The sequence below is a fragment of the Dokdonella fugitiva genome (assembly GCF_004342425.1).
GTDB classification, from domain to species: Bacteria; Pseudomonadota; Gammaproteobacteria; order Xanthomonadales; family Rhodanobacteraceae; genus Dokdonella_A; species Dokdonella_A fugitiva.
The window spans coordinates 173928-198501 of sequence record NZ_SLWQ01000003.1; the positions used below are offsets into that span (position 1 = coordinate 173928).

Annotated in this window: 27 protein-coding genes; 18 read left to right on the plus strand and 9 right to left on the minus strand. The window is 69.2% G+C overall.

All coding sequences use genetic code 11. The annotated features are described in order from the left end of the window. The first annotated feature begins 103 nt into the window (after nt 1-103). The 5 genes from coxB (at nt 104) to EV148_RS07610 (ending at nt 4452) form a co-directional block, all read left to right on the plus strand. Nucleotides 104-1003 (plus strand): cytochrome c oxidase subunit II, encoded by a 900-nt coding sequence (gene coxB, locus EV148_RS07590; RefSeq protein ID WP_131995968.1) that lies wholly within the window; start codon nt 104-106, stop codon nt 1001-1003. A gap of 79 nt (nt 1004-1082) precedes the next feature. After that, nucleotides 1083-2690, plus strand: a complete 1608-nt coding sequence (ctaD, locus tag EV148_RS07595) for a cytochrome c oxidase subunit I (protein WP_425479851.1) — start codon at nt 1083-1085, stop codon at nt 2688-2690. 88 nt (nt 2691-2778) lie between these two features. Then, a complete protein-coding gene (locus tag EV148_RS07600) occupies nt 2779-2958 on the plus strand; it encodes a hypothetical protein (protein ID WP_131995974.1) in 180 nt (59 codons plus the stop codon). Then, nucleotides 2955-3548: a cytochrome c oxidase assembly protein gene (locus EV148_RS07605; protein ID WP_131995977.1), complete on the plus strand. Its 594-nt coding sequence runs from the start codon at nt 2955-2957 to the stop codon at nt 3546-3548. The genes EV148_RS07600 and EV148_RS07605 overlap by 4 nt, the downstream gene beginning before the upstream one ends. Nucleotides 3549-3585: 37 nt before the next feature. After that, nucleotides 3586-4452, plus strand: a complete 867-nt coding sequence (locus tag EV148_RS07610; protein ID WP_131995980.1) for a cytochrome c oxidase subunit 3 — start codon at nt 3586-3588, stop codon at nt 4450-4452. A 145-nt stretch (nt 4453-4597) separates the two neighbouring features. On the opposite strand, the gene EV148_RS07615 is transcribed toward EV148_RS07610, so the two are convergent. After that, on the minus strand, nt 4598-4807 hold the full coding sequence (locus EV148_RS07615) for a twin transmembrane helix small protein (protein WP_131995983.1): 210 nt from the start codon (nt 4805-4807) through the stop codon (nt 4598-4600). Nucleotides 4808-4869: 62 nt separating this feature from the next. Between EV148_RS07615 and EV148_RS07620 the strand changes: the two genes are divergently transcribed. The 5 genes from EV148_RS07620 to EV148_RS07640 all read left to right on the plus strand — a co-directional run bounded on the left by EV148_RS07620 (nt 4870) and on the right by EV148_RS07640 (nt 9059). Next, nucleotides 4870-5595, plus strand: coding sequence for an SURF1 family protein (locus EV148_RS07620; protein ID WP_131995986.1), 726 nt, complete (start codon nt 4870-4872; stop codon nt 5593-5595). After that, nucleotides 5592-6140, plus strand: a complete 549-nt coding sequence (locus EV148_RS07625; protein ID WP_131995989.1) for a hypothetical protein — start codon at nt 5592-5594, stop codon at nt 6138-6140. The genes EV148_RS07620 and EV148_RS07625 overlap by 4 nt, the downstream gene beginning before the upstream one ends. A gap of 1 nt (nt 6141) precedes the next feature. After that, nucleotides 6142-7287, plus strand: a complete 1146-nt coding sequence (locus EV148_RS07630) for a COX15/CtaA family protein (protein WP_131995992.1) — start codon at nt 6142-6144, stop codon at nt 7285-7287. Between the two features lie 205 nt (nt 7288-7492). Continuing rightward, complete coding sequence (cyoE, locus tag EV148_RS07635; RefSeq protein WP_131995995.1) at nt 7493-8401, plus strand: heme o synthase; 909 nt, start codon at nt 7493-7495, stop codon at nt 8399-8401. Between the two features lie 178 nt (nt 8402-8579). Next, a complete protein-coding gene (locus EV148_RS07640) occupies nt 8580-9059 on the plus strand; it encodes a glutathione peroxidase (protein WP_131995998.1) in 480 nt (159 codons plus the stop codon). Between the two features lie 49 nt (nt 9060-9108). On the opposite strand, the gene EV148_RS07645 is transcribed toward EV148_RS07640, so the two are convergent. After that, the gene (locus EV148_RS07645) at nt 9109-9537 is read right to left on the minus strand and encodes a hypothetical protein (protein WP_131996001.1); all 429 of its coding nucleotides are present in this window, start codon (nt 9535-9537) and stop codon (nt 9109-9111) included. A 215-nt stretch (nt 9538-9752) separates the two neighbouring features. On the opposite strand from EV148_RS07645, the gene EV148_RS07650 reads away from it, so the two are divergent. The 6 genes from EV148_RS07650 (at nt 9753) to EV148_RS07675 (ending at nt 17298) form a co-directional block, all read left to right on the plus strand. Beyond that, the gene (locus tag EV148_RS07650; RefSeq protein ID WP_131996004.1) at nt 9753-11027 is read left to right on the plus strand and encodes an MFS transporter; all 1275 of its coding nucleotides are present in this window, start codon (nt 9753-9755) and stop codon (nt 11025-11027) included. Nucleotides 11028-11163: 136 nt separating this feature from the next. Next, nucleotides 11164-12348, plus strand: coding sequence for a Kelch repeat-containing protein (locus EV148_RS07655; RefSeq protein ID WP_158287372.1), 1185 nt, complete (start codon nt 11164-11166; stop codon nt 12346-12348). A 42-nt stretch (nt 12349-12390) separates the two neighbouring features. Beyond that, nucleotides 12391-13986 (plus strand): phytoene desaturase family protein, encoded by a 1596-nt coding sequence (locus EV148_RS07660; RefSeq protein ID WP_131996010.1) that lies wholly within the window; start codon nt 12391-12393, stop codon nt 13984-13986. A gap of 104 nt (nt 13987-14090) precedes the next feature. Beyond that, nucleotides 14091-15047, plus strand: coding sequence for a DUF3617 domain-containing protein (locus EV148_RS07665; RefSeq protein WP_131996013.1), 957 nt, complete (start codon nt 14091-14093; stop codon nt 15045-15047). Then, on the plus strand, nt 15047-15907 hold the full coding sequence (locus EV148_RS18430) for a D-alanyl-D-alanine carboxypeptidase family protein (RefSeq protein WP_158287373.1): 861 nt from the start codon (nt 15047-15049) through the stop codon (nt 15905-15907). The genes EV148_RS07665 and EV148_RS18430 overlap by 1 nt, the downstream gene beginning before the upstream one ends. 26 nt (nt 15908-15933) lie before the next feature. After that, nucleotides 15934-17298 carry a hypothetical protein gene (locus EV148_RS07675; protein ID WP_131996019.1) on the plus strand — a complete coding sequence of 455 codons (1365 nt, stop codon included), beginning with the start codon at nt 15934-15936 and terminating at the stop codon, nt 17296-17298. A gap of 22 nt (nt 17299-17320) precedes the next feature. Here the strand turns inward: EV148_RS07675 and EV148_RS18435 are convergent, their stop codons facing one another. The 6 genes from EV148_RS18435 to rpsU all read right to left on the minus strand — a co-directional run bounded on the left by EV148_RS18435 (nt 17321) and on the right by rpsU (nt 20975). Then, on the minus strand, nt 17321-17470 hold the full coding sequence (locus tag EV148_RS18435; protein ID WP_158287374.1) for a hypothetical protein: 150 nt from the start codon (nt 17468-17470) through the stop codon (nt 17321-17323). A 73-nt stretch (nt 17471-17543) separates the two neighbouring features. Next, nucleotides 17544-17753 (minus strand): cold-shock protein, encoded by a 210-nt coding sequence (locus tag EV148_RS07680; protein ID WP_131996022.1) that lies wholly within the window; start codon nt 17751-17753, stop codon nt 17544-17546. A gap of 214 nt (nt 17754-17967) precedes the next feature. After that, nucleotides 17968-19779 carry a DNA primase gene (locus EV148_RS07685; protein WP_131996669.1) on the minus strand — a complete coding sequence of 604 codons (1812 nt, stop codon included), beginning with the start codon at nt 19777-19779 and terminating at the stop codon, nt 17968-17970. Between the two features lie 49 nt (nt 19780-19828). Beyond that, a complete protein-coding gene (locus EV148_RS07690; RefSeq protein WP_131996025.1) occupies nt 19829-20026 on the minus strand; it encodes a PspC domain-containing protein in 198 nt (65 codons plus the stop codon). Nucleotides 20027-20042: 16 nt separating this feature from the next. After that, entirely contained in the window at nt 20043-20489 is a 447-nt protein-coding gene (locus tag EV148_RS07695; RefSeq protein WP_131996028.1) for a GatB/YqeY domain-containing protein, read from the minus strand. Nucleotides 20490-20759: 270 nt separating this feature from the next. After that, nucleotides 20760-20975 (minus strand): 30S ribosomal protein S21, encoded by a 216-nt coding sequence (gene rpsU, locus EV148_RS07700; RefSeq protein ID WP_131996031.1) that lies wholly within the window; start codon nt 20973-20975, stop codon nt 20760-20762. A 56-nt stretch (nt 20976-21031) separates the two neighbouring features. Here rpsU and tsaD point away from each other — a divergent pair, with 56 nt between their 5' ends. Then, entirely contained in the window at nt 21032-22075 is a 1044-nt protein-coding gene (tsaD, locus tag EV148_RS07705; RefSeq protein WP_131996034.1) for a tRNA (adenosine(37)-N6)-threonylcarbamoyltransferase complex transferase subunit TsaD, read from the plus strand. A gap of 97 nt (nt 22076-22172) precedes the next feature. Then, complete coding sequence (folB, locus tag EV148_RS07710; protein ID WP_131996037.1) at nt 22173-22529, plus strand: dihydroneopterin aldolase; 357 nt, start codon at nt 22173-22175, stop codon at nt 22527-22529. A gap of 43 nt (nt 22530-22572) precedes the next feature. On the opposite strand, the gene EV148_RS07715 is transcribed toward folB, so the two are convergent. Beyond that, on the minus strand, nt 22573-24525 hold the full coding sequence (locus EV148_RS07715) for a choice-of-anchor Q domain-containing protein (protein WP_131996040.1): 1953 nt from the start codon (nt 24523-24525) through the stop codon (nt 22573-22575). Nucleotides 24526-24574 lie beyond the last annotated feature (49 nt).

Sequence of the window (24574 nt, forward strand, 5' to 3'; positions counted from 1 at the left end):
CGGGTTACGCTCCCGACGTTTGGCGCGTCCGGCCTCGGCCGCGCGGTCGTCGTGGCGACCGCGCAATGGGGCGCATCCGAGCAAAACCAGAAAGGTGATGGCGATGATTTCATCCGGGGTCCTGCGCGCCTGCCGCGCGTTCGCGGTACTCGCGCTGCTGGCGAGCGGAACGGCGTTCGCGAATCCGCAGCCGTGGCAGCTCAACATGGCTCCCGGTGCGACCTCGATCTCGCAGCGCATCCACGGCGTGCACATGCTCGCGTTCTGGGTCTGCGTCGCGATCGGCGTCGTCGTGTTCGGCGCGATGATCGTCGCGATGGTGCGCTTCCGCAAATCCAAGGGCGCGGTCGCGGCGAAGTGGAGCCACAACACCACGATGGAAGTGATCTGGACGGTCGTGCCGATCATCATCCTCGTCGTGATGGCGTGGCCGGCGACCAAGCTGCTCGTCGACATGGCCGAAGCCAAGGGCTCGGACATGACGATCAAGATCACCGGCTACCAGTGGAAGTGGCGCTACGAGTACGTCGACTATTTCAACAAGCCGTCGAGCGTCAACTTCATTTCCAGCCTCGACGCCGAGTCGAACAAGGCGCGCCAGCTGGGTTCGGGCATCGACCCGCGCTCGATCAAGGACGGCGACTACCCGAGCTACCTGCTCAACGTCGACAAGCCGCTGGTGCTGCCGGTCGGCGTCAAGGTGCGCTTCGTGATCACCGCCGACGACGTCATCCACGCCTGGTGGGTGCCGAGCCTCGGCTGGAAGCAGGATGCGATCCCCGGGATCATCAACGACAACTGGACGCAGATCGACCAGCCTGGCGTGTACCGCGGCCAGTGCGCGGAACTGTGCGGCAAGGACCACGGCTTCATGCCGATCGTCGTCAAGGCGGTGCCGAAGGCCGAGTTCGAGAAGTGGCTCGCCGAGCAGGAAGCGGCCAAGGCCGCGGAGCAGGCCGGCGCGACTGCGCAGGCGACGCCGGCGCCGGCTGCGCAGGGCTGAGAGACATCCATGCGTTCATGCGTGAACGCGAGCGAAGACAGATAGAGGTTCGAAGGCCATGGCCGCTGCCAATCCCGCGATCGATCACGACGCCCACGACGACCACGATCACAAGCCGCAAGGCTTCCTGCATCGCTGGCTGTTCACGACGAACCACAAGGACATCGGCACGCTGTACCTCGTGTTCTCGCTGCTGATGTTCTTCGTCGGCGGCACGATGGCGATGATCATCCGCGCGGAACTCTTCAAGCCGGGCATGCAGCTCGTGCAGCCGGAGTTCTTCAACGAGATGACCTCGATGCACGCGCTGATCATGATCTTCGGCGCGGTCATGCCGGCGTTCGTCGGCCTCGGCAACTGGATGATCCCGCTGATGATCGGCGCGCCGGACATGGCGTTGCCGCGCATGAACAACTGGTCGTTCTGGATCCTGCCGTTCGCGTTCTTCCTGCTCATCTCCGAGATCTGGATGCCGGGCGGCGGCCCGCAGGGCGGCTGGACGATGTACCCGCCGCTGTCGCTCGAGGGTGGCACCAACGTCGCCTTCATGATCTTCGCGGTGCACCTGATGGGCATCAGCTCGATCATGGGCGCGATCAACATCATCGCGACGATCCTCAACATGCGCGCGCCGGGCATGGACCTGCTGAAGATGCCGGTGTTCGTGTGGAGCTGGCTGATCACCGCGTTCCTGCTCATCGCGGTCATGCCGGTGCTCGCCGGTGCGGTGACGATGCTGCTCACCGACAAGTTCTTCGGCACCAGCTTCTTCAACGCGGCCGGCGGCGGCGACCCGGTGATGTTCCAGCACATCTTCTGGTTCTTCGGGCACCCCGAGGTCTACATCATGATCCTGCCGGCGTTCGGCATCGTGTCGGAGATCATCCCGACCTTCAGCCGCAAGCCGATCTTCGGATACCAGGCGATGGTGTACGCGATCGCCTCGATCGCGTTCCTGTCCTTCATCGTCTGGGCGCACCACATGTTCTCGGTCGGCATGCCGCTCGGCGGCGAGCTGTACTTCATGTACGCGACGATGCTGATCGCGATCCCGACCGGCGTGAAGGTGTTCAACTGGGTCTCGACCATGTGGGGCGGCTCGATGACGTTCGAGACGCCGATGCTGTTCGCGATCGCATTCGTCATCCTGTTCACGATCGGCGGTTTCTCCGGCGTCATGTGCGCGATCGTGCCGGCCGACTTCCAGTACCAGGACACCTATTTCGTCGTCGCCCACTTCCACTACGTGCTGGTCACCGGCGCGGTGTTCGCGATCATGGCGTCCACGTACTACTGGCTGCCGAAGTGGTGCGGCAACATGTATTCGGAGCGCTGGGGCAAGATCCACTTCTGGTCGAGCGTGATCTCGGTCAACGTGCTGTTCTTCCCGCAGCACTTCCTCGGCCTCGCCGGCATGCCGCGCCGCATCCCCGACTACAACGTCGCGTTCGCCGACTTCAACATGATCTCGTCGATCGGCGGCTTCTGGTTCGGCGCGAGCCAGCTGATCTTCGTCGGCGTGGTGATCCACGCGGTGTACTTCTCGAAGAACCGCGCGACGACCCAGGTGTGGGAAGGCGCGCACGGCCTCGAGTGGACGGTACCGTCGCCGGCGCCGCACCACACGTTCACGGTGCCGCCGGTGATTCGCGACGATGCGCTGGCCCATGGCGACGTGACGCACTGAGTGGTGCGATCGTCCGTGATCGCCGTTTCGATGGAGGTGGAGTTGGTTCGTAGCGTTGCGTGAGTCGCTGGTCCACAAGCGGCCATCCATGGCCGCACTCGTGGAATACAGCGCGCTGCGAACCGACCTCGAGGTGATGAAATACCAGCACGCCAACGAGGAACAGGTTGCCGGCCGCGCGCGAGCGCGCCGCACCGCGCTCGTCGTCGGGCTGGTGGCGGTCACGATCTATCTGGTCGCGATCGCCGGCGTCGTGTTGAATCGATGAATGCCGGGAACCGCAATCTCGGCGTGTTGAAGACGGCGGGCGTGGTGGTCGCCTGTGCGTTCCTGTTCGGCTTCGCGATGGTGCCGCTGTACCGCGTCGTCTGCGAGCACGTGCTCGGCATCAAGCTGGCGCCGGGTGCGGTCGATCGCAGCCGGGTCGCGGGGCTGGTCGAGGATGCGGGCCGCACGGTGCGCGTGCAGTTCGTGACCGGCGTCAACAGCAAGCTGCCGTGGTCGTTCACGCCGGAGCTTTCCAGCGTCGAGGTGCACCCGGGCAAGTTGACCGAGGTGTGGTTCGACGCGACCAACAATGGCGGCGAGGCGATCGTCGGCAATGCGGTGCCGAGCATCGCGCCGAGCGAAGCGTCGGCGTTCTTCAACAAGACCGAATGCTTCTGCTTCACCGAGCAGGTGCTGCAGGCAGGTGAATCGCGCCGCATGCCGGTGCGCTTCTACGTCGATCCGCAGCTGCCGAGGGCCGTGCGCGAATTGACGCTGTCGTACACTTTCTACGCGAACGAGGCCGCCACCGTGCGCCTGTCCGCGGAGCAACACACCAAGACGGGCTCGCCGCCGCCGGCAGCGGGCTGACTCCAGGCAATTGACGCAACGATCGGGACCAGCCGCCATGGCGCAAACACAAGGTGCTTACTACGTTCCCCACGGCAGCCATTGGCCGATCATCGGCTCGTTCGGCCTGCTCGGCACGGTCGGCGGCGCGGGCCTCTGGCTCAATGAAGCCGATATCGGCAAGCCGATCATGTTCGTCGGCATCGCGCTGCTGCTGTTCATGATGTTCGGCTGGTTCGGCACGGTCATCCGTGAATCGGTCGGCGGCAAGTACAACAAGCAGGTCGACACCTCGTTCCGCATGGGGATGATCTGGTTCATCTTCTCGGAAGTGATGTTCTTCGCCGCGTTCTTCGGCGCGCTGTTCTACGCGCGCACCTACTCGGTGCCGTGGCTCGGCGGCGAAGGCCATGGCGCGCTGACCAACCATTACCTGTGGCCGGCCTTCTCGGCCGCATGGCCGACCAACGGCCCGGGCGACGTCGGTGGCGCGTTCTCGACGATGTCGCCGTGGGGCATCCCGCTGCTCAACACGCTGCTGCTGCTGTCGTCGGGCGTCACGATCACGATCGCGCACCATGCGCTGCGCGCGGGCAACCGCAAGCAGTTGCTGGTCTTCCTCGCGCTCACCGTCCTCCTCGGCGCGATCTTCCTCGGCTTCCAGGCGCACGAGTACGCCGAGGCCTACGGTCACCTCAACCTCACGCTGGGCAGCGGCGTCTACGGCAGCACGTTCTTCATGCTGACCGGCTTCCACGGCATGCATGTCACGCTCGGCGCGATCATGCTCACGGTGATCTGGTTCCGCTGCGCGAAGGGCCATTTCAGCCGCGACAACCACTTCGGCTTCGAAGCGGTCGCGTGGTACTGGCACTTCGTCGACGTGGTCTGGCTGGGGCTGTTCCTGTTCGTGTACGTGCTGTGAGGGCAGGTTGAGGGCGGAGGGCTGAGGGTCGAAGCCCGCGCCCTCGGCTCGAACGGACGCGCCGGCCGGATGATCGGAAATGATCGCGCGCAGGCGCCGTGGGCTCGCAGCCCTCGGCGCCCGGTCACCGGCCCTCAGCCTCGAATCATCCGCCCACGCCGTGCGGGCGGATGATGCCGGTCCAGATGCCCAGCATGACGAGCGCGATCAGCAGCACCGACAGTGCGATGCGCCGCGTGAGCGCCTTCAGCGTACGGTCGGTGCCGCCCTTGTCGGTGATCATGAAATACAAGCCGGCGCCCAGGTTGTAGACGATGGCGATGAAGAACACGACGATCAGGACGGTGCCGAGCATGGCTTGCGCTTCCGGCCGGAACGCGGTTCCGGCAGCCTCGTCGATTATAGCCCCGCGTTCCGATGGCTAGGCACCCGCATCCGGCGGCCATCGTCGCGACGCTGGCCGGCATCGCCGTGTTCGTCTCGCTCGGCCTGTGGCAACTGCGCCGGGCGCACGAGAAGGAAGCGCTGTTCGCCGCCTTCGACGGCGCCGCGCGCCAGCCGCCCGTTTCGCTCGAGCAGGCGCGCCTCGCGGAGGGCATGCGCTATCCGCTGGTCGAGGTGACCGGCCGGTTCGATCCCGCGCACGCCTACGTGCTCGACAACCAGGTGCGCGGCGGGCGCGCGGGCGTCATCGTCTACGACGTGTTCGAGCCGTCCACGGGCGGCGCGGCCGTGCTCGTCGCGCGCGGGTTCCTCGCGCGCGACGCCCACGGCGCGATGCCGACGATCCCGCCGCCGCCCGAAGGCGCACGTACGCTGCGCGCACTGTACGCGCCTGCGCCGGGCAGCGGCCTGCGCCTCGGCGGCGATGCCTTGCCGCACCAGACGCGCTGGCCGAAGACGACGATCTACCTCGATCCGGCCGAAGTCGCCGCCGACCTCGGCCGGCCGCTCGATACGCGCGTGCTGCTGCAGCTGCCCGGCGAGGAAGTCACGACGTTCGTGCGCGAGTGGAAGCCGGAGGTGTTTCCGCCGGAGCGCCACTACGGCTACGCCTTCACCTGGTTCACCTTCGCCGCGGTCGTCGCGGCGACGTTCTTCATCCTGCACCGGCCGCCGCGACGGCGGGAGGACCATCCATGACCCCCCGCATGCGCAACCGCATCGGCCTGATCCTGATCGCGTCGCTGTTCGCCGCGCCGCTGGTGACCGCCTACGTGCTCAACGCGTTCGGCTGGCGTCCGGCGGGCATGCGCAACTACGGCACGCTGATCGAGCCGCCGCAGGACATCACCGGCGCGCGCATCGTCGATCGCGACGGCAAGTCGCTCGCGTGGAAGGACGAGAACTGGTCGTGGACGGTGTTCGCGCTGCCGGGCCCGGCGTGCGCGGACGCGTGCCTCCAGCGCATCGACGAACTGCGCCGCGCCCGCCTCACGCTGAACCAGAACGCGTACCGCGTGCGCGTGGTCGTCGTCGGCGACCTCCCGGCCGACGCGCTCGCGGCGCTGAAACCGGTGTACACGGTGCGCGATCTCGACGAACGGCTTGCCGCCCTGCGGCCCGCGCACGCGGACGAGGTCGCGGTCGCGTTCGCCGATCCGCATGGCTTCCTCGTGCTCAGTTACCCGGTCGGCTTCGATGCCAACAAATTGCGCAAGGATCTTGCGCGCGTGGTGAAGAATTGACATGCGCAATCCCGTGACACCGTTCCGCCTCGCCGCGTTCACCGCGCTGCTCGCGTTCTTCGTCATCGTGTTCGGCGCGTTCGTGCGCCTGTCGGACGCGGGCCTTTCCTGCCCCGACTGGCCGACCTGCTACGGCAAGGCGACCTGGCCCGGGCACGCAGGGGAGATCGCACGCGCGAACGAGGCATTCCCGGATCGTCCGTTCGAAACGCACAAGGCCTGGCGCGAGCAGGTGCACCGCATGCTCGCGGGCACGCTCGGCACGCTCGTGTTCGCGCTCGCGCTGGTCGCCGCGTGGCCGCGGCGCGCGCACGTCGCCGCACTGCTCGGCGCGGCGCTCGCGGCGGCGGCCGGCGTCGCGCTCTACATGAAGGCGCACCACGGCGCGTCCGCGCTGCTGTTCGCCTTCGCGTTCGCCGCACCGCTCGCCGTCGCCGCGATCCTGCCGCGCGCCTGGCCATGGCGGATCGCGGTCGCCGCATTCGGCGTCGTGGTGTTCCAGGCGGCGCTCGGCATGTGGACGGTCACCCTGTTGCTGAAGCCCATCGTCGTCATGGGACACCTGCTCGGCGGCCTGCTCACGTTTTCCCTGCTCGCCGCGGTGACGCTCGCGCTGGCGGCGCGCACCGCGCCGACGGATGCGCAGCGCCGGCTGCGACCGATCATCGTCGCCGCACTCGTGCTGCTGTCGCTGCAGATCGCGCTTGGCGGCTGGACCAGCGCGAACTACGCCGCGCTCGCCTGTGGCGCGGATTTCCCGACCTGCGCCGGTAGCTGGTGGCCGCAGACGGACTTCCGCGAGGGCTTCGTGCTCTGGCGTGGCGTCGGCGTCAACTACGAAGGCGGCGTACTCGACGCCGCGGCGCGCGCGGCGATCCAGATCGCGCACCGCCTCGGCGCGCTCGTCGTGTTCGGCCACGTGCTCGCGACCGCGATCCTCGCCTGGCGGCGCGGCCTGCGCGCGAACGCGGCCGCCGTCGCCATGCTGCTCTGCACGCAGGTCGCGCTCGGCATCCTCAACGTCAAGCTGCTGCTGCCGCTGCCGGTCGCGACCGCGCACAACGGCGTCGCCGCACTGCTGCTGTTCTCCCTGATCGCACTCCTCGTGCGGGTCGTACCGCCAGTCGCCGTCGATCGAAGAGCCTGAAACACGAAGGACACGAAGCAAGGCGAAATGGAAGAACAGGAATACGCAACAGGCTGGGCAGAGCACGCCTCCGGACGCAGCTTTTCTTCCCGCGGTGCGCTCCATGGCCTTCGCTGACGACCTCTCGAGCCTTTCTTGTTTCCTTCGTGTCCTTCGTGTCCTTCGTGTTTCAATCTTTCTCCTCCCGAGCAAAAATCCGACCACGATGCCCCCCATCGCCCGCCAGTACCTCGAGCTGACCAAGCCGCGCGTGGTCGCGTTGATCGCGTTCACGGCGGTCATCGGCATGTTCCTCGCGGTACCGGGCCTGCCGCCGTTGCGGGCGGTGATCGCCGGGACGATCGGCATCTGGCTCGCGGCCGCTTCGGCGGCGGCGTTCAACCACCTGATCGACCAGCGCATCGACAAGGTGATGGCGCGCACCTCGCACCGGCCGCTCGCGACCGGGGCGCTGACGCCGAAGCAGGTGTTCGCCTTCGCGGTGGTGCTCGGCGTCGTGTCGATGGCGATCCTCGTCGTGTTCGTCAACACGCTCACGGCCCTGCTCACGTTCGCCTCGCTGATCGGCTACGCGGTCGTCTATACCGCCTACCTCAAGCGCGCGACGCCGCAGAACATCGTCGTCGGCGGCGCTGCCGGCGCCGCGCCGCCGGTGCTCGGGTGGGCCGCGGTGACCGGCAACGTGCATCCGTACGCACTGCTGCTGTTCCTCATCATCTTCATCTGGACGCCGCCCCATTTCTGGGCGCTGGCGATCTTCCGCCGCGAGGACTACGCGCGTGCGCAGGTGCCGATGTTGCCGGTCACGCACGGCGTGACCTATACGCGCTGGCACGTGCTGTTCTACACCGTGCTGCTCGTCGTCATCACCGTGCTGCCGTACCTGACAGGCATGAGCGGCCTGTTCTACCTCGGCGGTGCGCTCGTGCTCGACGGCGCATTCCTCTATTACGCGATCCGCCTGCTCGACCCGCCGGACGACTTTTTCGCGATGCGCGTGTTCAAGTACTCCGTCGTCTACCTGATGGCCTTGTTCGCATTCCTGCTGGTCGACCACTACCTGCCCGCCGAAGCGCTCGCCGATCCCACGATCGCGTTCCGCCGCGTCGGCTGAACCTGCCGCCCCGAAGGCGGCATCATCGGGCTCGGCAGCCTGCGAAGCCGACCGTACTTCGCGCACACCGGCAGGCTGGGCGAGATCCGGGGCTGACGGCCGCGCCCCGCAGCCTCCCGCACGCCCCTAGGCCGCGCGAGGCCGCGGGCATACACTGGCCGTCCATGCGGAGGTGGCCATGACGTCGATCTACGATTTCAGCGCCAGGACGATCGACGGCGACGAGCAGTCGTTGTCGACCTGGCGGGGCAAGACGATGCTGATCGTCAACGTCGCGTCGAAATGCGGCTTCACGCCGCAATACACCGGGCTCGAAGCGCTGTACGAGCAGTTCCGCGACCGCGGCCTCGTCGTGCTCGGCTTCCCCTGCGACCAGTTCGGCCACCAGGAGCCCGGCGACGAGGCGGAGATCAGGAATTTCTGCTCGCTCACCTACGACGTGCAGTTCCCGATGTTCGCCAAGATCGACGTCAACGGCCCGAACGCGCACCCGCTCTACCGCTACCTCAAGAAGCAGGCGAAAGGCCTGCTCGGCAGCGAGGCGATCAAGTGGAACTTCACCAAGTTCCTCGTCGACGAGGACGGCGAGGTGGTCAAGCGCTACGCGCCGACCGACACGCCCGAGGCGATCGGCAAGGAACTCGCGAGCCGGTTGTGAAACGCGCGGACGGACCGGCGTCGCGCACGACGCCGGTCGTCGCGCCGCGTCAGTACTGCGGCCACAGCTCCGTGCTGCCGCCGACGATGATCGGGTAGTTGCTGCCGGCCTTCCTGTCCGCCGCGAACGCGGCGAGCAGCGAGTAACCGACCAGGCCGTAGTAGGTCGACGAATTGCCGCAGGCCTGCGTGATGTCGCTCTGGCTTGCCGTCGAGAAGAATTTCTGCAGTTTGGTGTAAGGGGTCGTCTGCCAGCTTCCGGGCAGCGTGTACCACTGCGAGTCGGACGTCAGGCCCCAGTACCAGGTGATGCTGTCGCCTTTCTGGAAATAGCAGGCGAGCGAAGTGGTGTCGCTGCTGCTCGTCGGAACGGCGTTCTCCGATCGATCCTGCGCGCTGGCAGGCCCCTTGCCTGCCGCGAGTGCGAGCGGCGAGGCGCAAACCGCGACGGCGAACGCGAGCGCATGAAGCATCTTCATGGGACGACTCCTTGTAGATGGAAGAGCGGCGACGTGCCGGGCGCCGGGCGGCGTCGCCGCGATATTAGTATACCTAGATCAACGTATACAACATGCCAGGGCGACGGCGTGCGCCGGCGGGCAAGCGGCCGGTCGCATCGGCGCCAGCCGGGGCGGGTAGGCATGCGGCCGCCGCCGGTGGTATGTATGCGCACCGCCCGCCATCCCGGACGCCCATGCCCGCCCCGACGCTGCGTCGCGACGAAATCCGCACGCTTACCCTCGCCGCCCTCGGCGGCGCGCTCGAGTTCTACGACTTCATCATCTTCGTGTTCTTCACCGCGACGATCGGGCAATTGTTCTTCCCGCCCGACACGCCCGACTGGTTGCGCCAGCTGCAGACGTTCGGACTGTTCGCGGCGGGCTACCTCGCGCGGCCGCTGGGCGGCATCCTGATGGCGCACTATGGCGATCGCGACGGGCGCAAGCGCATGTTCATGCTGAGCGTGCTGCTCATGGCGCTGCCCACGCTGGCGATCGGCCTGCTGCCGACCTGGGCGTCGATCGGCGCGGCCGCGCCGATCGCGCTGTTGCTGCTGCGCATCCTGCAGGGCGCCGCGGTCGGCGGCGAAGTGCCGGGCGCATGGACCTTCGTCGCCGAGCACGTGCCCGGGCGGCGCATCGGCTTCGCCTGCGGCACGCTTACCGCGGGCCTCACCGCAGGCATCCTGCTCGGCTCGCTGATCGCGACCTGGGTCAATACGCGCTTCGATGCCGATGAGCTCGCGGCCTGGGGCTGGCGCGTGCCGTTCCTCGTCGGCGGCGTGTTCGGCCTGTGCGCGGTGTTCCTGCGCAGCATGCTCGAGGAAACGCCGGTTTTCGAGGAGTTGCGCCGCCGGCGCGAACTCGTGCGCGGCCTGCCGCTCAAGGTCGTGCTCGCCGGCCACGGCCGCGCGGTCGTGCTGTCGATGCTGCTCACGTGGCTGCTCACCGCGGCGATCGTCGTGCTCATCCTCATGACGCCGACACTGATCCAGAAGCTGTACGCGATCCCCGCGGCGCGCGCGCTCGCCGCGAACAGCGTCGCGACGTTCGCGCTCACGCTCGGCTGCATCGCGTTCGGCCTGCTGGCCGACCGCATCGGCGCCGCGAAGGCGCTCGGCGCGGGTTGCGTGATGCTGCTCGCGACGACCTTGCTGCTCTACTACGGCCTCGCACAGACGCCCGGGCGGCTTCACGCGCTGTACGGTGCCACCGGTTTCTGCGTCGGCGTGGTCGGCGTGATCCCGGTGCTGCTCGTGCAGGCGTTCCCGCCCGCGGTGCGCTATTCGGGCGTGTCGTTCGCCTACAACATCGCCTACGCGGTGTTCGGTGGCCTCACGCCGCTCGTCGTCACGATGCTCATGCAGGACGCGCCGCTCGCGCCGGCATGGTACGTCGCGGCGCTCTGCGTGCTCGGCCTCGTGCTCGCGTTCGTGCCGATGCGGGCGAAGGCGGCGACGGCGACTTGAAGCGGAAGCCCTGCCGCAGCGCGCTACGAACGCGTTCCAAATGATGCGCGAATGCGCGCGTGAGGCGACGCGCATGCGGTACGGCAGGGATCGGCGCAGGGTGCCTGCGTCCATTGCCGCCGACCGGGGTCCCGCCATGCGCCGCCTGCATCCGATCGCCTGCGCGATCGGCGCCTTCGTCCTCTCGTCCGCCGACGCGCTCGCCGGCGGCTCTTTCCACCGCAGCGCCGACATGGCGACGCCGCGCGCGTCGTACGGCACCGCGCTGCTGCCCGATGGCCGCGTGCTGTTCACCGGCGGCATCGCCGACTTTGGCGTGCACCTGGTCCAGGCCGAGCTGTACGACCCGGCGACCGACGCATTCGTGCCGACCGGATCGATGACCGAGGTCCGCATGCGGCCGACGGTCGTCGCGCTCGCCGACGGCCGCGTGCTCGTGCTCGGTGGCCGCGGCGGCAAGACCGGCGATGCGCTCGGAACCGCGGAAATCTACGACCCCGCGACCGGCCAGTTCAGCGCAACGGGCTCGATGGCCGGCCCGCGCTACGTCGCGAGCGCGACCCTGCTCGAGGACGGCACCGTGCTCGTCGCCGGCGGCCTCACCGCGCGCGACGTGCTTGCGACGGCCGAACTCTACGATCCGGCGACCGGCGTCTTCAGCGCCACGGGGTCGCTGGTCGAAGCGCGCATCCAGCCGCTCGCGGTGCGGCTCGCCGATGGCCGCGTGCTCATCGCGGGCGGCGATGGCCTCGGCGGCCCGCTAGCGAGCGCCGAACTCTACGACCCGCTCACCGGCACGTTCGCGCCGACCGGCGACCTGCCCGAACCGCGCGAGGTGCAGTCGTTCGTACGCCTTGCCGATGGCCGCGTGCTCATGGTCGGCGGCAGCGATGGCGGCTACAACGGCGGCTTCCCGATCTACCTGCCCGATGCGGCCGTCTACGATCCGGCCAGTGGCGCGTTCACGCCGGCGGGCACGCTCGCGCACGCACGCGAACTGCAGTCGGCAGCGCTCCTGCCCGACGGGCGCGTGCTCGTCGCCGGCGGCGCCCATCTCGCGGGCGAGCCGGGCAGCGTCACCGTGCCGATCGCCGAAGCCTGGAACCCGGCGACCGCGCGCTTCGAGGACATCGGCACGATGGCCGTGCCGCGCTACGAGGCGATGCCGGTCACGCTCGCCGACGGCAGCATCCTGCTCGCGGGTGGCTGGGCCTTCGCCGGCGACACGGTCGGCGACATGCCGACCGCGGCGGCCGAGCGCTTCGTGCCCGAGTTCGCCGACCTGGTCTTCGCGGACGGTTTCGACGACCCGTCGCCCTGACCGGCGCGCCGCTTCCGTCCGAATCATCGGATAATCGGGCACATGAGCGAACCCATGCGCGATGCGATCCTGATCGGTGGCGGCCACAACGGCCTCGTCTGTGCGGCCTACCTCGCACGCGCGGGGCGCAAGGTCACCGTGCTCGAACGGCGCGACGTCGTCGGCGGTGCCGCGGTCACCGAGGAATTCCATCCGGGTTTCCGCAATTCGGTCGCCGCCTACACGGTGTCGCTGCTGCAGCCGAAGGTGATCCGCGAGCTCGAACTCGAACGTCATGGCCTGCGCGTCGTGCAGCGCAAGCTCAACAACTTCCTGCCGCTCGCGGACGACCGTTACCTCGTCAGCGGCGCGGGTCGCACGCTCGCCGAAGTCGCCAAGTTCTCGCCGCGCGACGCCGAGCGCCTGCCCGAATACGAACGCCGCCTCGATGCGATCGCCGACGAGTTGCGCGCGCTCGCGCTCGAGGCGCCACCGAACATCGTCGAAGGCGGCTGGTTGAAGGCGCTGCCCGAACTCCTGCGCGCGGGCCGGCTCGGCCGGCGCGTGAAGGCACTCGACGCGGGCCTGCGTACCGACCTGCTCGACCTGTTCGCGATCTCCGCGGCGGAGTATCTCGACCGCTTCTTCGAGAGCGAGCCGATCAAGGCGCTGTTCGGTTTCGACGGCGTGGTCGGCAACTATGCGAGCCCCTACACGCCGGGCAGCGCGTACGTGCTGCTGCACCACGTGTTCGGCGAGGTCAACGGCGTCAAGGGCGCCTGGGGCCACGCGATCGGCGGCATGGGCGCGATCACCCAGGCGATGGCGAAGTCGGCCGCGGCCTCGGGCGCGGAGATCCGCACCGGTTGCGGCGTGCGCGAGATCATCGTCGAGCGCGGCCGCGCGGTCGGAGTCGTCACCGACAAGGGCGAAACGCTGCGTGCGCGCACGGTCGTCGCCAACGTCAATCCGAAGCTGCTGTACGAGCGCCTGCTCGATCCGGCGCACGTGCCGGCGCCGGTGCGCGAGCGCATGGCGAACTGGCGCTGCGGCTCGGGCACGTTCCGCATGAACGTCGCGCTGTCGGAGCTGCCGCGCTTCCGCGCGTTGCCCGGACCGGGCGATCACCTCACCGCCGGCATCATCATTGCGCCGAGCCTCGATTACATGGATCGTGCCTACCTCGACGCGCGCGCGCACGGCTGGTCGAAGCAGCCGATCGTGGAAATGCTGATTCCGTCGACGCTCGACGATTCGCTCGCGCCGCCGGGCCACCACGTGGCGAGCCTGTTCTGCCAGCACGTCGCGCCGGAGCTGCCGGACGGGCGTTCCTGGGACGACCATCGCGAGGAAGTCGCCGACCTCATGATCGAAACGGTCGATCGCTGGGCGCCCGGCTTCAAGGCCTCCGTGCTCGGCCGGCAGATCAAGTCGCCGCTCGATCTCGAACGCGACTTCGGCCTGCTCGGCGGCGACATCTTCCACGGCGCGCTGTCGCTCAACCAGCTGTTCAGCGCGCGGCCGATGCTCGGTTACGCCGACTACCGTGGCGCGCTCGCGGGCTTGTACCTGTGCGGCGCCGGCACGCACCCGGGTGGCGGCGTGACCGGCGCGCCCGGACACAACGCAGCGCGCGCGATCCTGCACGACCTGCGCTGAACCCGCCGCGGCCCGGTCGTGCCGGCCGGATGGTGGTTTTGGATCCGCTTTGACGTAAAAAGAAGGGCCCCGGCGCCGGCTGCGCCGTTCCACGGAGTCCACCCATGAGCCCGTTCCCACTGCGCACCGTCGCCGCCGTCGCGTTGTGTTGCGCCGCGATCCCGGCCGTCGCCGCGCCCGACAGCGGCGACCGCTACCGCGTGACGACGAAGATGCAGATGGCCGGCATGTCGATGCCGGGCAAGCCGGTCGAGGTCTGCACCGCGCGTGCGAACCCGGTCAGCGAGCAGGCCATTCCCAAGGACAAGGACTGCGAGGTGCAGGGCTTCCGCATCGAAGGCAGCAAGGCGTCGTATCACGTCGTCTGCAAGGGCAAGAACGCGATGACCGGCGACGGCGAGATGGAGACCCTGCCGGACGGCTATCGCGGCAGCATGAAGGCGCAGGTCGAGGGCCAGCAGATCACGATGAGCTACGAAGGCAAGCGCATCGGCAGCTGCGACTACGCGAGCGAGTCGCCCGAGGCGATCGGCAAGGCGATGACCGCGCAGGCATGCGAGGCACAGCTCACGTCGATCCCGTCGTATTCGATGTATGTCGGGCCGAAGGCGGCGTGCCCCGCCTGGAAGGACAAGTTCTGCGCGAACGTGAGCCGCTCGATGGCACAGGCCGGGGATCCGGCGCACTTCGCCGAAACCGACCGCTCGTTCGGCGGCATTGCCTGGCAGGCGGTCGAAGCGTGTGGTGGTGGATCGCGCGCGACGTTCCTCGCCAAGGCCTGCGCGCGCGCCGAAGGCACCAGCGACCTCGACTTCGTCGGCGACATGTGCCCGGATCTCGCGCCGAAGCACTGTGCCGACGCCGATCCGAACCGCAACGGCCGCTTCCTCGCGCAGCATTGCGCCGAACGCGCGCGCACGCTCGCCGCGCAGCAGTGCGAAGGCCGCGGCTACACCGCGATGCAGTCCTCCCCGTACCGAGCGTTCTGCGGCAGCTATGCGACCGAGCGCCTGCGTGCGCGCGGCGAGGCCGGCGCGAAGGGTTCGGGCGGCAGCCGCTGATGCGCGCGTCGCGCACGCTCGTCGGCGCGTGCGCGCTCGTGCTGGCCTTCGCGTGCACCGGTGCGCGGCCCTCGTTCGCCGTGGCGCCGGGCGAGGCGCCGATCGACGCCTATCCCGACGTCGCTGCCGCGTACTGGGTCGAACTCGACGGCCGGCCGTTGTGGGCCGGCCGTGCCGATGCGCGACTGCCGATGGCGAGCCTCGCCAAGCTCATGACCGCGCTGGTCGCGGTCGAGCAGGGTGATCTCGACGCCTGGGCCGCGGTGTCCGCCGCAGCCGCGGCGGAAACCGGCACGCGCATCGGCTTGCGCCGCGGCGAGCGCGTGACGCGGCGCGATCTCCTGCACGCGGCGATGGTGCGCTCGGCCAACGACGCCTGCCGCGCGCTCGCCGACGCGGTCGGCGCGACGATCGACGCGCGCGATGCGACTGGCGCGTTCGTCGCGCGCATGAACGCGCGTGCAACCGCGCTCGGCCTCGCCGACACGCATTACGCGAATCCGTGCGGCCATGACGATCCGGCGCAATACACGAGTGCGCGCGACCTCGCCGTGCTCGCGCGCGCGGTGCTGGCCGAGCCGACGCTCGCCGACATCGCGCAGCACCGGGACCTCCGTATCACGACCGATCGCGGCCGCGCACTGGCCGCGCGCTCGACGAATGCATTGCTCGACGGCCTGCCCGGCGCGCGTGGCCTCAAGACGGGCACCACGCCCGCGGCCGGACGTTGCCTCGTCGCCGTCGTCGAACGCGACGGCCATCGCGTGCTCGCCGTGCTGCTGCACGCGCCCGAGCGCTGGTGGGACAGCGTCGCGCTGGTCGAACTCGCGTTCGAAGCCGCATCGCCGCCGCGCCCGTAGGCGAGCGACAGGCCACGGTGCACGACATGCGCAGCCGCGCCGCGATCATCATCCTCGTTGCCGGCGTCCTCGCCGCCTACGCGAATGCATACACCGCTGCGTACCAGTTCGACGATTTCGCCGCGATCCTCGCCAATCCATCGGCGCGCAGCGTCGCCGGCTGGTGGTCGTCGCTGCCGGGCATCCGGCCGCTGCTCAAGCTGAGCTTTGCGCTCACGTTCGACCTTGGCGGCGGCGCGGTCGCGATCCACGCGACGAATGTCGTGATCCACGGCGTCAATGCGATCCTGCTGTGGGCCTTGTGGCGTCGCTGGGTGCCGCGGCTCGCGCCGTCACTCGAAAACGATCGCGGCGTCGCGCTGCTGGGTGCGCTGCTGTTCGCGCTGCATCCCGCGGCGACCGAAGCGGTCACGTACGCGAGTGGCCGCTCGATCCCGCTCGCAGCGACATTCATGCTCGGCGCCGTGCTCGCCGACGATGCCGCGCGCGAACGGCCTTCGCGTCGCGCGCTCGCATGGACCGGTCCTGCGCTGTTCGCGCTCGCGCTCGCGGTGCGCGAAACCGCGCTCGTGATGCCGCTGGTTCCGTTGCTGCGCGCCTGGGCATGCGATGAACCGTTGCGTGCGACGCTGCGCAGGCTGTGGCCGTACGCGCTCGTGCTCGCGGCGGCGCTGGTCGCCGTCCTCGCGACACCCGGCTATCACGTGTTCTTCGGCGTCAGCCTCGGCACGCGCGCGCCGGCCGAACAGCTCATGGGCCAGGTGCTCGCGCACGCTTACCTCGCCACGCACCCGCTGCTCGGCATCACCAACATCGATCCGGACCTGCGCGTGCCGCCCGCGTGGTCGGCGCCGCTGGTCGCGAGTGCGCTGCTGCTCGCGGCAGCCGTCACCGCGATGTTCGCGTCGCGCCGACGCCTGCCGTGGCTCGCGTTCGCGATCGGCTGGTACTTCCTGCAGCTCGCGCCGGCCAATTCGCTGCTGCCGCGGCTCGACCTCGCCAACGACCGTCATCTGTATCTCGCGCTCGCCGGGCCGGCGCTCGCGCTCGCGTGCGCGCTGGCCCGCATCGGCGAACGGATCGCGGCACGCCCCTTCGTTCGCGTCGTCGCCTGCGGGCTCTGCGCCGCGCTCGCCGTGGCGACATCGATGCGCAACGCGGACTATCGCAGCGAAGTCGCGTTGTGGCAGGCGACGGTGCGCGAGTCACCACGCAAGGCGCGCGCCTGGCTCAATCTCGGTTATGCGCATCGCGTCGACGGCGATGCGGCGCGGGCGGCCGCCGCCTACCGCTGCGCGCTCGCGCTCGAGCCCGCGAATGCGCAGGCGGCGATCAATCTCGAGCTGGTCTCGCCCGGCGACGCGATGCCTGCGACGTGCCCGGCGGGCTGAACGCGTCGCGGCGAAGACGGTGTCAGGACTGCGGCTTCGGGTCCGCGTCGGTGCCGTTGGCCGGCTTGTCGCCATTGCGGGCGAGCTTCTTCAGGCGCTTTTCGTCCTGCTGCTTCTTCTTGGCCAGTTCGCGCTGGCGCTTCTCGAAGTTGTAATTGGGTTTCATCGCCATCGGCGGCTCCTCGAAAAAGAAAAACCCCGGGCCTCGCGACCCGGGGTTGGTGACACTGACGCGGTGAAGCGGATTACGCGAGCTGCACCTGGTCGGCCTGCATGCCCTTCTGGCCCTGCACCGGCACGAACGTGACGCGCTGGCCTTCGGCGAGGGTCTTGAAACCCGTGCCCTGGATCGCGCGGAAATGCACGAACAGGTCCGGGCCGCTTTCCGGCGTGATGAAGCCGAAACCCTTCGCATCGTTGAACCACTTGACCGTACCGCTCTGGCGATTCGCCATGACTTTGACTCCTGCTACTCGAAAACAATGGAATTCGCGATCCGGGTACCTCCCGGGTCGAGACTGAGGTTGGCAAGGAGAAAGCGACGGAGCGATGGAGCGGATCGAAAGGTTCGATCGCTTCAGGTCACGGTTCACAGTGACCCTGACAAGCAACAGTGCGCGCACCATACAGGTAAACGCGGCGCAAAGCGAATCGGCCGATCGGATCCGTTCAGCTTCGCGCGGCCTTGCCGGCGAGCAGGGCGCGCAGTTCCTGCTTTTCCTCGTCGCTGAGCGGGCCCTGCGCCTGCTTGCGGGTGAGGTCGTCGAGGCGCTGCTGCGCGGTCTGGCGCTCGAGCTGGGCGATCGCGTCGACGAACTCCGCACGCGCCTCGCTCTCGCCGCCGGGGAAGTCCACCACGGCGAGCTTCTGCAGCGCCTTCGCCTCCTCGCGTTCGGCGAAATGCTCGAGCAGCGCGCCGGTCGTGAGGTTCGCGCGCGCGCGGCACAACGCGATGAGTTCGACCAGGAGCGGGATGCCCGGCTGGCGCAGCCCGGCGAACGACCACGGCGGTTCGAGCGCGAGCGCGAGCGCGGGCCGCTGCACGAGCAGGGTGATCGCCGCGCGCACGAGCGAGCGCTGCGCGGGCTTCGCGCCGCGCGGCTTCGACGGCACGTCCGAGGGTGGCGCGGCGACCTGCACGCGCACGCCGGTCGACTTGTCGAGCTCGGCGAGCATGAGGTCACGGAATGCCCCGTCGGGGATCTGCGCGAGCAGTGGCCGCGCGCGTTCGGCGAGGCGCGCACGGCCGTCGAGCGAGCCGAGGTTCACGTCCTTGCCGAGTTCGGCGAAGAAGAACTCGCCCAGTGGCGTCGCCTCCCTGAGGCGCTGCTCGAAGCCGGCAAGGCCCTCCTTGCGCACGAGCGTGTCGGGGTCCTCGCCATCGGGCAGGAACAGGAACAGTGCCTGGCGGCCGTCGCGCATGCGCGGCAGCACGGACTCGACCGCGCGCCACGCGGCCTGGCGACCGGCGCGATCGCCGTCGAAGCAGAAGTAGACGTCCGCGCACTGGCGGAACAGGATCTCTGCATGGTCGCGCGTGGTCGCGGTGCCGAGCGTCGCGACCGCCTGCGGCACGCCGAACTGGTGCAGGCTGATCACGTCCATGTAGCCCTCGACGACGATCAGGCGCGGGATCTTCGCGTGCGCCTCGCGCACCTGCCAGAGGCCGAACAGTTCGCGGCCCTTGTGGAACAGCGGCGTCTCGGGCGAGTTGAGGTACTTTGGTCCTTCAGCCTTGTCCGATGCTTCCTTCGGAGCGGCGTCCTGTCGAGAAGTGCGGGCAGGGATGCCCGCTTCTCGACTTTCGCGATCAGGACGATCGCTGGGAATGATCCTCCCGCCGAAGGCGATCGTGCGGCCGCGCCGGTCGAGGATCGGGAACATCACGCGGTTGCGGAAGCGGTCGTACTTCGAGCCGCGCTCGCCGCTCGTGAGCATGCCCGCCTTCTCGAGCAGCGCGATGCGCTGCGCGTTGGTGCCGAGCGCGTTCTTCAGCGCGTCCCAGGCATCGGGCGCGAAGCCGAGGTTGAAGCGCGCGAGCGTCGACGCATCGAGGCCGCGGCCTTCGAAGTACGCGCTCGCGCGATCGCTCGCCTCGAGCTGGCGGCGGTAGAACGCCGCGGCTGCGTCGAGCAGCTTGTACAGGTCGGTGCTGTCCTCGCGCGGCGCCTCGCGCCCGCCTTCGTACGGCACCTTGAGGCCGACGCGGCCGGCGAGTTCCTCGACCGCGTCGGGGAACTCGAGGCGGTCGTAGTTCATGAGGAAGCCGATCGCACTGCCGTGCGCGCCGCAGCCGAAGCAGTGGTAGAACTGCTTGGCCGGGCTCACGGTGAACGACGGCGAGCGCTCGTCGTGGAACGGGCAGCGCGCCGACCAGTCGCGCCCGGCCTTCTTCAGCGGCACGCGCTCCTGGATCACGTCGACGATGTCGACGCGCGCGAGCAGGTCGTCGATGAACTTTTCGGGGATGCGGCCGGCCATGGGGCTCAGCATGCCATGCAGGATCGACTGTCGCCGGCGCGCCAGCGGATCAGTCTTCCCGCGGAATCAACAGCCAGAGTACGAGGTAGACGAGCAGGCCCGGAAATGCGGCCGACACGATCGAGCCGACGACGTAGACGACGCGCAGCCCGGTCGGATTCAATCCGAAGTGTGCCGCGATGCCGCCCATGACGCCGCCGATGATGCGGTTGCGGCGCGAACGGCGCAGCGGACGTGCGTCGGCCATGGCTGCGTTCCCCGCTTCAGCCGCCGAGCTTCTGCTTGACCAGCGCCGACACCTGACCCATGTCGGCGCGCCCGGCGACCTGCGGCTTGACCAGGCCGACGACCTTGCCCATGTCCTTCGCGCTCGTCGCGCCGCTGTCGGCGATCGCCCTGGCGACGATCGCCTCGATCTCGTCGGCCGACATCTTCGCGGGCATGTAGCCCTCGATCACGCCCATCTCGTAGCGTTCGACCGCGGCGAGATCCTCGCGGCCCGCGCCTTCGTACTGCGCGACCGAGTCCTTGCGCTGCTTGAGCATCTTCTCGAGCACGGCGAACACCTGGGTGTCGTCGAGCACGACGCGCTCGTCGACCTCGCGTTGCTTGATCGCCGCGTTGACGAGGCGGATCACGCCGAGGCGCTCCTTGTCGCCGCCCTTCATCGCGGCCTTCATGTCGTCGGTGAGCTGCTGCTTGAGTGACATCGGAAACTCCATGGCCCGCTGGCGGGCGCGGACATCGTGGGTGTCGCAGGCGCGGGGCGCCTGCTGCGGACGGGCGCGTTCGCCGGATGCCGGACTATACGGCCAAGGCCGCGCGAGCCGAAGCCCGCGCCGGCGTCGCGGCGCAACGCAAAAAGCCGGCACCCTTGCGGGTGCCGGCCGATGAACAGCCCTTTCATCCTGCGGATCCGGCGTCCGGCTCGCGCAACGACTGCACGGGGCAGCGGCGGCGCCGGGGACCCGCGCTGGGAATCAGTACAGGCGCTGGCGCTTGGTCACGTCGCGCGAAACGCGGCGGAGGTGACGCTTGACCGCGGCGGCGCGCTTGCGCTTGCGCTCCTGGGTCGGCTTTTCGTAGAACTCGCGCTTGCGCACTTCGGCCAGCACGCCGGCCTTTTCGCAGGTGCGCTTGAAGCGGCGCAGGGCAAACTCGAACGGTTCGTTCTCGCGAACTTTGACGCTGGGCATACATTCTCCAATGACACAGGCCCGGGGCTGGCGGGCGAGCCGTGTATTCTATCCCGATGAATCAGCCCATTGCAAAGGCGCCGGGTCCCGTCCTCGGGGTCGAGACCTCCTGCGACGAGACCGGGGTGGCCGTCTACGACCTCGACCGCGGCCTGCTCGCCCACACCCTCTACAGCCAGATCCGCATGCACGCGGATTACGGCGGGGTCGTGCCGGAACTCGCCTCACGCGACCACGTGCGCAAGCTGCTGCCGCTCGTGCGCGAAACCCTGGCGCGCGCCGGCCTCGGCGTCGGCGATCTCGGCGGGGTGGCCTATACGGCCGGCCCGGGGCTCGTCGGTGCCCTGCTCGTCGGCGCGACCGCGGCGCGCGCGCTGGCCTGGTCGCTCGGCCTGCCCGCGATCGGCGTACACCACATGGAAGGGCACCTGCTCGCGCCGCTGCTCGAGCCCGACCCGCCCGAGCCGCCGTTCGTCGCCCTGCTCGTCTCGGGCGGCCACTCGATGCTGATCGAGGTCGCCGGGATCGGCCGCTACACCCTGCTCGGCGACACGCTCGACGATGCCGCCGGCGAGGCGTTCGACAAGACCGCCAAGCTCATGGGCCTGCCCTACCCGGGCGGCCCCGCGCTCGCGCGGCTGGCCGAACAGGGGCGTGCGGGCGCATTCCGCTTCTCGCGGCCGATGACCGACCGGCCAGGTCTCGACTTCAGTTTCTCCGGCCTCAAGACCCAGGTGCTGCTCGCCTGGCAGGCGAGCGACCGCTCGGAGCAGACGAAGGCCGACGTCGCACGCGCGTTCGAGGAAGCAATCGTCGAGACGCTCGCGATCAAGTGCCGCCGCGCGCTCGTGCAGAGCGGCGCGCGCCGGCTGGTCATCGCCGGCGGTGTCGGCGCGAACCGTCGCCTGCGCGCGGAACTCGCCGATGCGGGCGCGCGCGAAGGTTTCAGCGTGCATTTCCCGCGGTTCGAGTTCTGCACCGACAACGGTGCGATGATCGCGCTCGCCGGCGCCCTGCGCCTCGCCGCCGGCCAGCACGAAACGCCCGCGATCGCGGTGCGCCCGCGCTGGGACCTCGCGAGCCTGCCGCCGGTCGCCTGACCCGCGTTGCCGCTAAACTCGGGCACCCCGGATTCCATGGCGCCCCGATCTTCGCGCCGGTCCGTCCTCCAGCCTCAACCTTCGGCCCTCAAGAAGCATGGACCTCGTCTTCATAGAAGACCTGCGGATCGAAACGATCATCGGGATCTACGACTGGGAACGCACGACGCGCCAGGTCGTCGCGCTCGACATCGAAATGGCATTCGACAACACGCGCCCCGCCGCGAGCGACCGCATCGGCGACACGCTCGACTACAAGGCGGTGTCCAAGCGGCTCATTTCGTTCGTCGGCGAATCGCGCTTCGAGCTCGTCGAGACGCTCGCCGAGCGCTGCGCGGCGATCATCCGCGAGGAATTCGGCGTGCCGTGGCTGCGCCTCAAGCTCTCCAAGCCGGGCGCCGTGACCGGCTCGCGCGCGGTCGGCGTCATCATCGAGCGCGGCGAGCGCGCCTGAGGCCGCGCGGATCGGCTGGAACCGATCCGCGCGGCGCGTGCGGCTACAGGTATTCGAACCGGTCGAAGAAGATGCGATCGTCGTCGCGTTCGTAGGCACCGATGTCGGGATTGGCGCCGACCGTGCGCCCGAACCCGCGCTGGTCCGTCGACAGGGCGCCGGAATTGACGCCGGTATCGATCGCGGGGCTGCCCGTGCCGAGCGCGTGGTTCAACGTCGGCCCGCCGTTGTAGGCGAGCGGTTCCAGCAGCGGGTCCTGTGCCAGCGTGTCGCCCGGCAGTGCGATCTGCGAGTGGGCGATGACGATGTCGTTGCTGCCGGTGACCGCCGCCGGCGGAGCATGATTGCCCAGGACGTCGGCGCTCGCCGGATCGCCGCTCGCCGTGTTGCCGGCGACGATCGTGCTCGACAGCACCATGTTGGTGCTGACGCCATCGCCGTACAGCACGAGGCCGCCGCCACCCGTGGTCGCCGAATTGAACGCGATCGTGCTGTTGTGGATCTCGACCTCGGACGCAGCGACGCCGCCGCCGCGGCTCGGGGTTGCCGTGACGGTATTGCCGGACACGGTGCTGCCCACGATCACCAGTGGCTGGGCGTAGTAGTTCGCGATGCCGCCGCCCGTTGCGCCATAGAGCGAACCGGTTCCGGTGACGGTGGCCGAATTGCCGGTCACGCTGCTCGCCATGAGGGTCACGGCGGAACGCCCGACGATCGCGCCGCCAGCCGTCAGGCACAACGCCGTGCAGGCGGATTCGACCGTGTTGTCCCGCAGTGCGCTGCCCTGGATGCCCAGCGGTGCGGCGCTGAAGACGCCGCCACCGGTCGCCGTGCCCGCCGTCGATGTGGCGTGGTTGGACGCGATCGTGCTCAACACCACGGCGTGGGTTGCCGTGCCCCCGACCAGCGCAGGCAGCGCGAACGGGCGGCTGGCGCCGGGCGCCGGTGGCGCGTACGCCGACATGTAGAAGCCGGCGCCATGCACCGTGTCACCCGCGCTCAGGGTGTTGCCGGCGATCGTGCTGAAGTAGCTCACGGTCTTGCCGGAGCCGAATGCGCCGCCGCCGAGCGCCATGCCATCGGAGCCGGAGCCTGCCGCATCCACGCTGTTGCCGGTCACGTCGGAAAAGACGAAATAGGCGGGCGCGGAGCCGAAGGTGGCGGCGCCGCCGCCGATCGCGCGCGAGGCCAGGCCGAGCGGATGCGCCGGCGCCGCGGGCGGCGGAACGACCTGGGATACGCCGTTGCCGCTGATCGTGCTGTGGACCGCGACCAGCGGTCCTTCCGCGACCGCCAGGCCGCCGCCGCCGGCCGCGCCGAAGGCGGTCGCATGGCTGTCCGCGATCGTCGAGTACTTGAGGTAGGCCGCGCCGCTCACGGCGACCGCGCCGCCGTAGGCGCCGCCGGTCTCCGCGTCGCCGACGCTGCAGCCCGAGATCGTCGCGTTCGTCAGCTGCAGGTCGCCCTCGATGTAGAGGCAACCGCCGACGGCGATCCCGGCGCCGGCCGGCGCAGGCGCCTTGCCGTTGACGAGCGCGACCTTCGACAGCGTCAACGAATGCGACGTCGCGATCACGCGGTCGTGACCGCCGGCGTCGATCACGAGTGCATCGCTGCCCGGCCCGGCGATCGTGACCGCCGCCGCGGGCTCGAGCGCGCTCGACAATGTGATGCGCCCCTGCAGGCCGCCGAGGTCGATGACGTCGCCATCGACGGCGGTCACGAGGGCTTCGCGCAGCGATCCCGCGCCGCTGTCAGCGAGCGACGTGACGCTGCGCACGGCCGCTGCGCGCGACGGCGTCAGTGCCGTCGTTGCAGCCGCGGGTACGAAGGCGCCGCCGAAGCCGCGGAACTCCTGCTGGTGCGGCGTGGGTACGGCCCGTGCGACGGGACCGTTCGCCGGCGCGGCAGCCGCCGTGCCGGCGAGTGCGACGGACAATGCGACACACAACGTGCGCGCGTTCGGCTGCGAGCGCCTGTTTCGCGTAGTAGTCATGAGCTGGCTCCCCTTCTCCGGATGGCGCCGCGGCTTCGCCGCAGCGTCT

What these genes read in the sequence shown, in the direction of transcription:
- coxB (WP_131995968.1), top strand. Translation starts at nt 104, where the DNA reads ATGATTTCATCCGGGGTCCTGCGCGCCTGCCGCGCGTTCGCGGTACTC.
- EV148_RS07600 (WP_131995974.1), top strand. Translation starts at nt 2,779, where the DNA reads ATGGCCGCACTCGTGGAATACAGCGCGCTGCGAACCGACCTCGAGGTG.
- EV148_RS07605 (WP_131995977.1), top strand. Translation starts at nt 2,955, where the DNA reads ATGAATGCCGGGAACCGCAATCTCGGCGTGTTGAAGACGGCGGGCGTG.
- EV148_RS07610 (WP_131995980.1), top strand. Translation starts at nt 3,586, where the DNA reads ATGGCGCAAACACAAGGTGCTTACTACGTTCCCCACGGCAGCCATTGG.
- EV148_RS07615 (WP_131995983.1), bottom strand. Translation starts at nt 4,807, where the DNA reads ATGCTCGGCACCGTCCTGATCGTCGTGTTCTTCATCGCCATCGTCTAC.
- EV148_RS07620 (WP_131995986.1), top strand. Translation starts at nt 4,870, where the DNA reads ATGGCTAGGCACCCGCATCCGGCGGCCATCGTCGCGACGCTGGCCGGC.
- EV148_RS07625 (WP_131995989.1), top strand. Translation starts at nt 5,592, where the DNA reads ATGACCCCCCGCATGCGCAACCGCATCGGCCTGATCCTGATCGCGTCG.
- EV148_RS07630 (WP_131995992.1), top strand. Translation starts at nt 6,142, where the DNA reads ATGCGCAATCCCGTGACACCGTTCCGCCTCGCCGCGTTCACCGCGCTG.
- cyoE (WP_131995995.1), top strand. Translation starts at nt 7,493, where the DNA reads ATGCCCCCCATCGCCCGCCAGTACCTCGAGCTGACCAAGCCGCGCGTG.
- EV148_RS07640 (WP_131995998.1), top strand. Translation starts at nt 8,580, where the DNA reads ATGACGTCGATCTACGATTTCAGCGCCAGGACGATCGACGGCGACGAG.
- EV148_RS07645 (WP_131996001.1), bottom strand. Translation starts at nt 9,537, where the DNA reads ATGAAGATGCTTCATGCGCTCGCGTTCGCCGTCGCGGTTTGCGCCTCG.
- EV148_RS07650 (WP_131996004.1), top strand. Translation starts at nt 9,753, where the DNA reads ATGCCCGCCCCGACGCTGCGTCGCGACGAAATCCGCACGCTTACCCTC.
- EV148_RS07655 (WP_158287372.1), top strand. Translation starts at nt 11,164, where the DNA reads ATGCGCCGCCTGCATCCGATCGCCTGCGCGATCGGCGCCTTCGTCCTC.
- EV148_RS07660 (WP_131996010.1), top strand. Translation starts at nt 12,391, where the DNA reads ATGAGCGAACCCATGCGCGATGCGATCCTGATCGGTGGCGGCCACAAC.
- EV148_RS07665 (WP_131996013.1), top strand. Translation starts at nt 14,091, where the DNA reads ATGAGCCCGTTCCCACTGCGCACCGTCGCCGCCGTCGCGTTGTGTTGC.
- EV148_RS18430 (WP_158287373.1), top strand. Translation starts at nt 15,047, where the DNA reads ATGCGCGCGTCGCGCACGCTCGTCGGCGCGTGCGCGCTCGTGCTGGCC.
- EV148_RS07675 (WP_131996019.1), top strand. Translation starts at nt 15,934, where the DNA reads ATGCGCAGCCGCGCCGCGATCATCATCCTCGTTGCCGGCGTCCTCGCC.
- EV148_RS18435 (WP_158287374.1), bottom strand. Translation starts at nt 17,470, where the DNA reads ATGGCGATGAAACCCAATTACAACTTCGAGAAGCGCCAGCGCGAACTG.
- EV148_RS07680 (WP_131996022.1), bottom strand. Translation starts at nt 17,753, where the DNA reads ATGGCGAATCGCCAGAGCGGTACGGTCAAGTGGTTCAACGATGCGAAG.
- EV148_RS07685 (WP_131996669.1), bottom strand. Translation starts at nt 19,779, where the DNA reads ATGGCCGGCCGCATCCCCGAAAAGTTCATCGACGACCTGCTCGCGCGC.
- EV148_RS07690 (WP_131996025.1), bottom strand. Translation starts at nt 20,026, where the DNA reads ATGGCCGACGCACGTCCGCTGCGCCGTTCGCGCCGCAACCGCATCATC.
- EV148_RS07695 (WP_131996028.1), bottom strand. Translation starts at nt 20,489, where the DNA reads ATGTCACTCAAGCAGCAGCTCACCGACGACATGAAGGCCGCGATGAAG.
- rpsU (WP_131996031.1), bottom strand. Translation starts at nt 20,975, where the DNA reads ATGCCCAGCGTCAAAGTTCGCGAGAACGAACCGTTCGAGTTTGCCCTG.
- tsaD (WP_131996034.1), top strand. Translation starts at nt 21,032, where the DNA reads ATGAATCAGCCCATTGCAAAGGCGCCGGGTCCCGTCCTCGGGGTCGAG.
- folB (WP_131996037.1), top strand. Translation starts at nt 22,173, where the DNA reads ATGGACCTCGTCTTCATAGAAGACCTGCGGATCGAAACGATCATCGGG.
- EV148_RS07715 (WP_131996040.1), bottom strand. Translation starts at nt 24,525, where the DNA reads ATGACTACTACGCGAAACAGGCGCTCGCAGCCGAACGCGCGCACGTTG.